A 9,347-nucleotide genomic window follows, 5' to 3' on the forward strand; every position below is an offset into this window, starting at 1 on the left:
AGGAACCATCGCGGAAACAACAAGCGAAACGCCAGCTCACAGCATATTTCGGAGGTCGAGATGCACACCGTGGTCGCGCAGTACCTGGAGGCATGGAACACCCGCGAGCCCGCCGCTCGCCGTGCCGCCGTCGCCCGCCTGTTCACCCCGGCGGCGCGGTATGTCGACCCGCTGGTCGCGGTCGCGGGCCACGCCGACCTCGAGGCCGCGATCGCCGGCGTGCAGACCCAGTTCCCGGACTGGACCTTCCGGCTGGCCGGACCGGTCGACGCCCACCACGACCAGGTGCGCTTCACCTGGGGCCTCGGTCCCGCAGACGGCGACCCCGTGGTGATCGGCTTCGACGTCGCCGTGCTCGACGACGGCCGCATCGACCGCGTCTACGGCTTCCTCGACCAGGTCCCCGCCGCCTGACAGCCGACCCCACCGCACCCGACCCCACCGCACCGAAGGAGACCCGCCATGACCACCACCGCCCCCTCCCGTCTGTCCGCCCTGTTCGCGCCCGGCGAGCAGTTGCTCCGCCTGTCCCTGCGGCTGGACGCCGTCGTCACCGGTGCCAACGGCATCGCCTATCTCGCGCTGGCCTACCCGCTGGAACGGCTGCTCGGGCTCGATGTCACCGCGGCCATGGCGATCGGCGCCTTTCTCACCGCGTACGGGCTCGCCGTCGCCGCGGTCGGGCTCCGTTCCCCGGTCAGCCGGCCTGCCGCGGCCGCGGTCGCGATCGGGAACGCGGGCTGGGTCGTCGCCAGTATCGCCGCCGTGCTCACCGGCGCGCTGAACCTGACCACGGCCGGGACCGCCTGGGCGATCCTGCAGGCCTGCACCGTCGGGGCCTTCGCCGCCCTGCAGTACCTCGGCCTGCGCCGGGCGAACTGAACCCCGCCGCCGGGACCGGGGGCACCACCGGGTGGCCCCGGTCCCGCGCTGCCGGAGCTCAGCGCACCAGTAGCGCGACCGGCAGCCTGGCGAACAGCTTGTCCATCCTGGCGTTGCCCGTGTAGGCGGTACCGGTCAGCCGATCGGTCCACTGACCTTCCGGCAGCGGCAATGCGGTATCGAGCCAGCCGGTCGCGCCGAGCCCGACCGAATGCCGGGTCGCCGCCACGATGACCCGCACGTCCTCGCCCGCGGGCCCGCGTCCGTAGGCCACCACCCGATGCGCCTGCTCACCCACCGCGTACCTGGGCAGATACGTCCCACCGACGAAACACTCCGGCCGCTCCCTGCGCAACCACAGCGCATAGGCCACCACCCACATCTTCGCCGCGCCCGTGGTGTCCAGAGTCGGTGGTTCGGTGAGCGACTGCAGCAGCCCGGCCCGCACCGCGAAGTTCACCGGCCGCCGGTTGTCCGGGTCGACGAGGGAGTCCTCCCACAGCTCGGTGCCCTGATACAGATCGGGGATCCCCGGCCCGCACAGCTGTAACAGCTTCTGCGCCACCGCGTCCGACCACGCGTGTGGCGCGAGTTCGTGGGCCAGGTCGCCGATCCCGGTCCCGACCGGGCCGTCGATCACCGCGTCGAGCCAGCTGTGCACCGCCGACTCGAACTGGGCGTCCGGCTCCTCCCATGAGGTCTTCACCCCCGCTTCGCGGATCGACTTCTCCGCGAACTGGTGCAGTCGGTCCCGCAGCCCGGGCACCGACGACGCGGGCCTGCCGTCGGCGGGCCACACCCCGAACATGTTCTGCAGCAGGAACAGCGCGGTCGCGCCGTCGGGCGCAGGGGTGGTCTCGAGCCAGCCGCGCATCCGCTGTGCCCACACGTCGGCCACCTGGGAGAGCACGCCGATCCTGGCTCGCACGTCCTCGCCGCGCTTGGTGTCGTGGGTCGACAGCGTGGTCATGGTCGCGGGCCAGCGCTGCGCGCGTTCGCTGTTGGACAGATGGAAGTCGTTGACGGAGTGACCGAATCGCGCCGGGTTGCCGCCCACCTCCTGCAGCGAGACCAGGCGCGCGCCCTGGTAGAACATGGTGTCCTCGACCGACTTGGCGGTGATCGCGCCACACACCTGGGAGAACCGCGTCGCGGCCTCCCCACCCACCGCGAGCGCGGTCACCAGCACCGACAGCGGGACCATCAGCTCGGCATTGCGCTTCTCCACCTCGGCCACCACCGCCGCGGTGATGCCTGCCAGCGGCGCGTAGTCGACCCGGTAGACCGGCATGAACGCCAGCACTTCGATGGTCGCGTTGGTCACCGCGAGGGTATCGAAACTGGCCGCGCTGCCGTCGCGTTTGATCGCCGCGACCAGCCGCCGGATCTCCGGCGCCAGAATGGTTTCCGCGACCGCGCGTTTGATCCGGTGCTCGGTCTCGCCGAACCAGGCCCGGTCGCTGCCGTGCCCGGCGACATGCTGGGACAGCTCGGTCAGCGCCTGCTCGCCCGCCGGATCGATCAGCACCCCGCCCACATCGGCGAGCGCGTCGTAGCCGGTGGTGCCGTCCACCGGCAGCGTCGCGTCCAGCGGTTCGCGATTGGCGAGGATCTTCTCCACCAGCAGGAGCCGCTGCGGGCCGATCAGCCTGCGCAGCCGGGTCAGATAGGAGCTGGGGTGGGCCAGCCCGTCGGGATGGTCCACCCTGACCCCGTCGATCAAATCGTGCTCGCACCAGGCCGCCAGCTCCCGGTGAGTCGCCTCGAAGACCTCGGGATCCTCCTGCCGGATCGCGGCAAGCCCGCTCACCGCGAAGAACCGCCGATAGGTGCACACCCCGGCCTTCCAGCTGACCAGCCGGTAGTGCTGGCGGTCGTGGATGCGCAGGGCGTTGTCACCGTCGGTGCCAGGCGCGATGGGGAAGCGCAGGTCGTGCAGCGCCAGCATCGGTTCGGGACCGGACCGGTCGACGGTCAGCGCGGCCGGGTCGTTCTCGCTCTTGAGCACCGGAAGCGCCAGCCTGCCGCCCGCGCCGTTGGCCTGGCTCCAGTCGATATCGAAATACTTGGCGTAGACCGACTGCTGACCGTTGCGCAGCACATCCCACCACCACGGGTTCTGCTGCGGGTCACCGACGCCCACGTGATTGGGCACCAGATCGACGATCAAACCCATGCCGCGGCTGCGTACCTCGTCCGACAGTGCTTTGAGCCCGGACGGCCCGCCGAGCGCCGCCGAGACCGTCGTCGGGTCGGTGACGTCGTAGCCGTGCGTCGAGCCTCTGGCCGCGGTGAGGATCGGTGACAGATACAGGTGCGAGACCCCCAGTTGCTGCAGGTATTCGGCGATGGCTCGGGCATCGGCGAAGGTGAGCGCGTCGGGCCGCAACTGCAGCCGGTAGGTGCTGCGCACGGTGCTCGGGCGGATCGGGGCACGGTGCAGCAGGGTCAGCGGATCGGTCACGTAGGTCTCGGTCATCGTTTCGGCTGGGCGGTTCGGCGCAGGACGAGCAGGCAGCGGCTGGGGACGAACAGCGTTGCCGCCGCGGGATACACCGCGTCGGCCGCGCCGGTGGAGGTCGAACAGTCGAGGACACAGGTCCACTCCGCGCCGAATTCCGATGCGGGCAGCACGAAATCGAGCGCTTCGTCGTGCGCATTGAAACACAGCAGGAACGAGTCGTCGGTGATGCGTTCCCCGCGCGGGCCCGGTTCCGGGATGCCGTCACCGTCGAGCAACACGGCCAGCGACTTGCCGAAGCCGCTGTGCCAGTCTTCGGTGGTCATCTCCGTACCGGCGGGGGTGAACCAGGTGATCTCGCGGTCGCCGCCGTCGCCGGGGTCGGGGGCCAGGAACCGGCGCCGCCGGAAGACCGGATGGGCGGTGCGCAGCGCGATCACCGAGCGGGTGAACGCGAGCAGGTCGGCATCGGTTCCGGCCTGCGTCCAGTCCATCCAGGCCAGCGGCGAATCCTGGCAGTACACGTTGTTGTTGCCGAGCTGGGTGCGGCCGATCTCGTCGCCGTGAGCCAGCATCGGGGTGCCCTGGCTCAGGACCAGGGTGGCGAGCAGATTGCGTTGCTGACGCGCGCGCAGTGCGAGGATCGCCGGATCGTCGGTCGGTCCCTCGACCCCGCAGTTCCACGAGCGGTTGTAGCTCTCGCCGTCGCGGTTGTCCTCGCGGTTGTCCTCGTTGTGTTTGTCGTTGTAGGACACCAGATCCCGCAGGGTGAACCCGTCGTGCGCGGTGATGAAGTTGATGCTGGCGCTCGGCCGCCGCCCGGTCGACTCGTACAGATCCGACGACCCGGTGAGCCGGGAAGCGAACTCGCCGAGCGTCGCCGGTTCGCCACGCCAGTAGTCGCGCACGGTGTCGCGGTACTTGCCGTTCCATTCGGTCCACCGGCTCGGGAAGTTGCCGACCTGGTAGCCGCCCTCGCCGACATCCCACGGTTCGGCGATGAGCTTGACCTGGCTCACCACCGGATCCTGATGCACCAGATCGAAGAACGCCGATAGCCGGTCCACATCGTGCAATTCGCGGGCCAGCGTTGCGGCCAGATCGAACCGGAACCCGTCGACGTGCATGTCCACGATCCAGTACCGCAGCGAGTCCATGATCAGCTGCAGGGTGTGCGGATGCCGCACGTTGAGGCTGTTGCCGGTGCCGGTGTAGTCCTTGTAGCGGGCCGGATCGGTGTCGTCGAGCCGGTAGTAGGCGGCGTTGTCGATACCGCGCAGGCTCAGCGACGGACCGAGGTGATTGCCCTCGCCGGTGTGGTTGTAGACCACGTCGAGGATCACCTCGATGCCCTCGGCGTGCATCGCGCGCACCATCGCCTTGAATTCGGCGACGGCGGCATCACCACGTGGCCGGGCCGAGTACTCGTTGTGCGGCGCGAGATAGCCGATGCTGTTGTAGCCCCAGTAGTTGCGCAAGCCCTGGTCGGTGAGCACGTGGTCGTGGAAGAACTGGTGTACCGGCATGAGCTCGATCGCGGTGACCCCGAGGCTCTGCAGATGCCCGATGATCGCCGGATGCGCCAGCCCGGCATAGGTGCCGCGCAGCTCCTCCGGGACGTCGGGATGGGTCATCGTCATGCCCTTGACGTGGGCCTCGTAGATCACCGTCTCGTGGTAGGGCCGGTTCGGCGGCCGGTCGGCACCCCAGTCGAAGAACGGGTTGATCACCACGCCGGTCATCGTGTGGCCCAGCGAATCGAGCCCGTAGGTGTAGAGCGAGGGATCGTTGACGAATTGCCCGTCGAAGGCTTTGCCGTAGGGATCGAGCAGCAGCTTGCTCGGGTCGCACCGCAGCCCGAGTTCCGGCTCGTACGGTCCGTGTACCCGGAAGCCGTAGCGCTGTCCCGGCGTGACCGCGGGCAGGTAGGCGTGCCACACGTAGCCGTCGACCTCGTCGAGCCCGACCCTGGTCTCGGTGCCGTCCTTGGCGATCAGGCACAGCTCGACCGCGGTGGCCACCTCCGAGAACACCGAGAAGTTCGTCCCGGCGCCGTCGTAGGTCGCACCGAGCGGATAGGGGGTGCCGGGCCACACACCCAGTGGGGTCACCGCACCGGATCGGTCGTTCGGGCTCGACATGCTACGACAGTAGAGGAATCCGGCGCTCGTCCGCGCGGCTCGGCGTTGGGTCCTTCGTCACCCCTGGTCGGCGCGCTCCGGTGGCGCCCGCCGACCGGGCGCGGCGGGGCCGGACCGGGAGCGGATGCTAACTTGAACGGTGTTCAAGGCCGGTTCCGCGGCCGCACGGGCGACGACGAGGAAATCCTGTGGAGCTGACTCCCGAGCAGATCACCGCCCTCGATGCCGACCACGTCTGGCATCCCTACGGCGGTTTTCCCGCTACCACCGAACCGCTGGTCGTCGCGAGTGCGGCGGGCACCAGGCTCACCCTGGCCGACGGTCGCGAACTCGTCGACGGGATGAGTTCCTGGTGGGCCGCCGTGCACGGCTACCGGCACCCGGTCCTCGACGCGGCGCTGCTCGCGCAGTCACAGCGGATGAGTCACGTGATGTTCGGTGGGCTCACGCACGAACCGGCTGCCCGGCTCACCCAGCTGCTCGTCGAGCTCACCCCCGACGGGCTGGACAAGGTGTTCCTCTGCGATTCCGGCTCGGTCTCGGTGGAGGTCGCGGCCAAGATGTGCCTGCAGTACTGGCGCGGGCTCGGCAAGCCGGGCAAGCATCGGTTGCTCACCTGGCGCGGTGGGTACCACGGTGACACCTTCACGCCGATGAGCGTGTGTGACCCCGAGGGCGGGATGCACGCGCTGTGGACCGATGTGCTCACCGAGCAGGTCTTCGTCCCCGCCCCGCCCGCCGCGTTCGAACCCGGCTATGTCGCCGAGCTGGAGCGGTCCGTGGCCGCGCACCGCGACGAGCTGGCCGCCGTGATCGTCGAACCCGTCGTCCAGGGCGCCGGCGGCATGCGCTGGCACGATCCGCGCTACCTCACCGAATTGCGGCGCATCTGCGACGACAACGACGTGCTGCTCGTCTTCGACGAGATCGCCACCGGATTCGGCCGCACCGGCGCGCTGTTCGCCGCCGACCACGCGGGTGTCGCCCCCGATGTGATGTGCGTCGGCAAGGCGCTGACCGGTGGCTACCTCACCCTGGCCGCCGCGCTGTGTACCGCGCGGATCGCCGAGACCATCAGCGCCGCGCACGGCGGGCTGATGCACGGGCCGACCTTCATGGGCAACCCGCTGGCCTGCGCCGTCGCGGTGGCATCGATCGAACTGCTGCGGTCGCGGGACTGGCGCGGCGAGGTCGCCCGGATCGAAGCCGAGCTCGGGGCCGGGCTCGCCCCGCTCGCGGGGCGGCCGGGAGTCACCGAGGTGCGGGTGCTCGGCGCGATCGGCGTGGTGGAACTCGACCGGCCCGTCGACATGCGCGCCGCCACCGCCGCGGCCGTCGGCGCGGGCGCCTGGCTGCGGCCCTTCCGCAATCTCGTCTACACGATGCCGCCGTTCGTCAGCACGACCACGGACATCGGGGTCGTCACCGGCGCGATCCAGGCCGCGGTGCGGGCATCGCTCGACTGACCTGAACGGTGTTCAAGTATGCTGCTCAACTGTGACTACCGATCCGTTGAGCTGGTTGAACGAGCGTGCGGCCGAGCGGGTCGAAGCCGGATTGCGCAGGCGGCTGCGCGTGCGTGAGCCGTCCGCGCCCGCGATCGACCTCGCCTCCAACGACTACCTCGGCCTCGTCCGCCACCCCGAGGTGGTCGCGGGCGCCGTCGCCGCGGTGCGGCGCTGGGGAGCGGGCTCGACCGGATCGCGGCTGGTCACCGGGACCACCGCCGAACACGCCGCGCTGGAAGCCGAACTGGCCGAATTCGTCGGCGCCGAAGCCGGATTGGTGTTCGCCTCCGGCTATGCGGCGAACCTGGGCGCGGTCACCGCGCTGGCAGGCCGTGGCACCCTCGTCGTCTCCGACGCCGGCAGCCACGCCTCCCTGGTCGACGCGTGCCGGTTGTCCAGGGCCAGGGTCGAGATCGCCGCACACCGCGACGTGGCCGCCGTCGAGCGTCTTCTCGCCGAACGCACCGAGGAACGCGCACTGGTCCTCACCGACTCGGTGTTCAGTGCCGACGGTGACCTGGCGCCGCTCGCCGACCTGCACCGCGTCTGCCGGGCATATGGTGCCGTCCTGCTTGTCGACGAGGCGCACGGCCTCGGCGTCAGAGGCAACGGCGGGCGCGGACTTGCGCACGAGCAAGGCCTGGCGGGCGAACCCGACCTGGTCATCACCGCCACCCTGTCCAAGGCCCTCGCCGCGCAAGGCGGGGTGGTACTCGCCGACGGCCGGATCCGGGACCACCTCATCGACACCGCCCGCACCTTCATCTTCGACACCGGTCTCGCCCCCGCGGCGGTCGGCGCCGCGCGTGCTGCCCTCGGCCTGCTGCGCCGCGACCCCACCATGGCCACCGGGGTGCTCGACCGCGCGGCCGACATCGCCCGCATCGCCGGCGTGCCGGAACCCGACTCCGCCGTGGTGTCCGTGGTCCTCGGGGAGGCGCAACTGGCGTACGACGCCGCGCAGGCCTGCCGGGAACGTGGACTCGACGTCGGCTGCTTCCGCCCGCCTTCGGTGCCACCCGGCACCTCCCGGCTGCGGCTCACAGCACGTGCGAACCTCACTGCCGCCGAACTGGACACGATCGGCGTCGTGCTGGGGGAGGTGCTGGCCGAGGCCAGGGGGGAACGAGCCGAGGTCATGGTGTGAGAGGCCGACCGCGGGCGGCCGACGCCATCGCCTGCGCCGAGTGGACGTATCGAGTTCGAGCAGCGAGGTAAGGCATGAACGAAGCGCATCGTCGTCTGGCACATCGTGCGCCCGCCACCGCCGGGCGCGGTGGCAGAACGCGCGAGCCCGGCGAGCGAACAGGGTGGCGCGCACCGCGGATACCGCGGTGCAGGATCGGCGAGGCACCCGAATGAGCATCCTGCTGATCAGCGGTACCTCCACCGATGTGGGCAAGACTGTCGTCACCGCGGCGCTGGCCGCCGCGGCGAGCGCCGCGGGGCGGTCGGTGGCGGTGTGCAAGCCCGCCCAGACCGGCATGGCTCCCGGCGAACCGGGCGACCTCGCCGACGTCACCCGGCTGTCCGGGGTCACCCGCACGCTCGAACTCGCCAGATACCCCGAGCCCCTCGCGCCCGACACCGCAGCCCGGCGGGCCTGCCTGCCGTTGCTGAATCTGGGCGAGACGGTCGCGGCCGTCGACAGGCTGCGCGACGCGGACCTGGTCCTGGTGGAGGGTGCGGGCGGTCTGCTCGTCCGGATGGGCGAATTCACCCTGCTCGACCTGGCTGCGAAACTCGGCGCGCCCGTGCTCGTCGTGGCCGCCGCCGGACTCGGCACGCTCAATCACAGCGAACTCACCACCAGCGCGCTCGCCGCCGCGGGTGTGCCGTGCGCGGGGCTGGTCATCGGCTCCTGGCCCACCGACCCCGACCTCGCCGCCCACTGCAACCGCGACGATCTACCCCGGGTGACCGGAACACCGCTCGTCGGCGCCATACCGGCCGGTGCCGGGGCGTGGGATCGGGATCGCTTCACGGCCACGGCACCCGAGTGGTTCCCCGCCGACTGGCTCGCGGATCTATGAAACACGCTCTGAACAGGCGATTTGACTTCATGATCGGCGATGCGTAACTTACTTCGAGTCAGAGCGACACGGACACCGACCCGGTACCGAGTACCAGGGAAACGAGGTTGGACGATGAGCGCCTGGCTGATCTTGTGTGCAGGGTCACCGTCTTCCGAACTTGCTTCGGTAGATTCTCTGCGCTAAAGTTGGAACCCTTGCCCTGCTGAACCCCCTGCGAATAGTTGTGGGTGTTCTGCTTGTGCGTGTGTTCTTTGAGAACTCAATAGTGTGTCGATGAATGTCAGTGCCAATATTTGTATTGGTTCCGCTTCTCATACCC

Annotated in this window: 7 protein-coding genes; 5 read left to right on the forward strand and 2 right to left on the reverse strand. The window is 69.8% G+C overall.

Annotated elements, in window-relative coordinates:
• The first annotated feature begins 60 nt into the window (after window positions 1–60).
• Together ACFOW8_RS01510 and ACFOW8_RS01515 are read left to right on the forward strand one after the other, a co-directional pair.
• Window positions 61–414 (forward strand): nuclear transport factor 2 family protein, encoded by a 354-nt coding sequence (locus ACFOW8_RS01510; protein ID WP_378544206.1) that lies wholly within the window; start codon window positions 61–63, stop codon window positions 412–414.
• Window positions 415–462: 48 nt separating this feature from the next.
• Window positions 463–882 (forward strand): hypothetical protein, encoded by a 420-nt coding sequence (locus ACFOW8_RS01515; RefSeq protein WP_378544209.1) that lies wholly within the window; start codon window positions 463–465, stop codon window positions 880–882.
• A 58-nt stretch (window positions 883–940) separates the two neighbouring features.
• Here the strand turns inward: ACFOW8_RS01515 and treY are convergent, their stop codons facing one another.
• Window positions 941–3,361, reverse strand: coding sequence for a malto-oligosyltrehalose synthase (treY, locus tag ACFOW8_RS01520; RefSeq protein WP_378544211.1), 2,421 nt, complete (start codon window positions 3,359–3,361; stop codon window positions 941–943).
• Window positions 3,358–5,484 (reverse strand): glycogen debranching protein GlgX, encoded by a 2,127-nt coding sequence (gene glgX / locus ACFOW8_RS01525; RefSeq protein ID WP_378544214.1) that lies wholly within the window; start codon window positions 5,482–5,484, stop codon window positions 3,358–3,360. The genes treY and glgX overlap by 4 nt, the downstream gene beginning before the upstream one ends.
• A gap of 188 nt (window positions 5,485–5,672) precedes the next feature.
• Between glgX and ACFOW8_RS01530 the strand changes: the two genes are divergently transcribed.
• The 3 genes from ACFOW8_RS01530 (at window position 5,673) to bioD (ending at window position 9,025) form a co-directional block, all read left to right on the forward strand.
• Complete coding sequence (locus ACFOW8_RS01530; RefSeq protein WP_378544217.1) at window positions 5,673–6,950, forward strand: adenosylmethionine--8-amino-7-oxononanoate transaminase; 1,278 nt, start codon at window positions 5,673–5,675, stop codon at window positions 6,948–6,950.
• 31 nt (window positions 6,951–6,981) lie between these two features.
• Window positions 6,982–8,139, forward strand: a complete 1,158-nt coding sequence (locus ACFOW8_RS01535; protein ID WP_378544220.1) for an 8-amino-7-oxononanoate synthase — start codon at window positions 6,982–6,984, stop codon at window positions 8,137–8,139.
• 211 nt (window positions 8,140–8,350) lie between these two features.
• Window positions 8,351–9,025, forward strand: a complete 675-nt coding sequence (bioD, locus tag ACFOW8_RS01540) for a dethiobiotin synthase (RefSeq protein ID WP_378544223.1) — start codon at window positions 8,351–8,353, stop codon at window positions 9,023–9,025.
• The last annotated feature ends 322 nt before the right edge of the window (window positions 9,026–9,347 follow it).

Origin of the sequence: Nocardia rhizosphaerae (assembly GCF_042650365.1) — a bacterium.
In the GTDB taxonomy this organism is placed as follows: domain Bacteria; phylum Actinomycetota; class Actinomycetes; order Mycobacteriales; family Mycobacteriaceae; genus Nocardia; species Nocardia rhizosphaerae.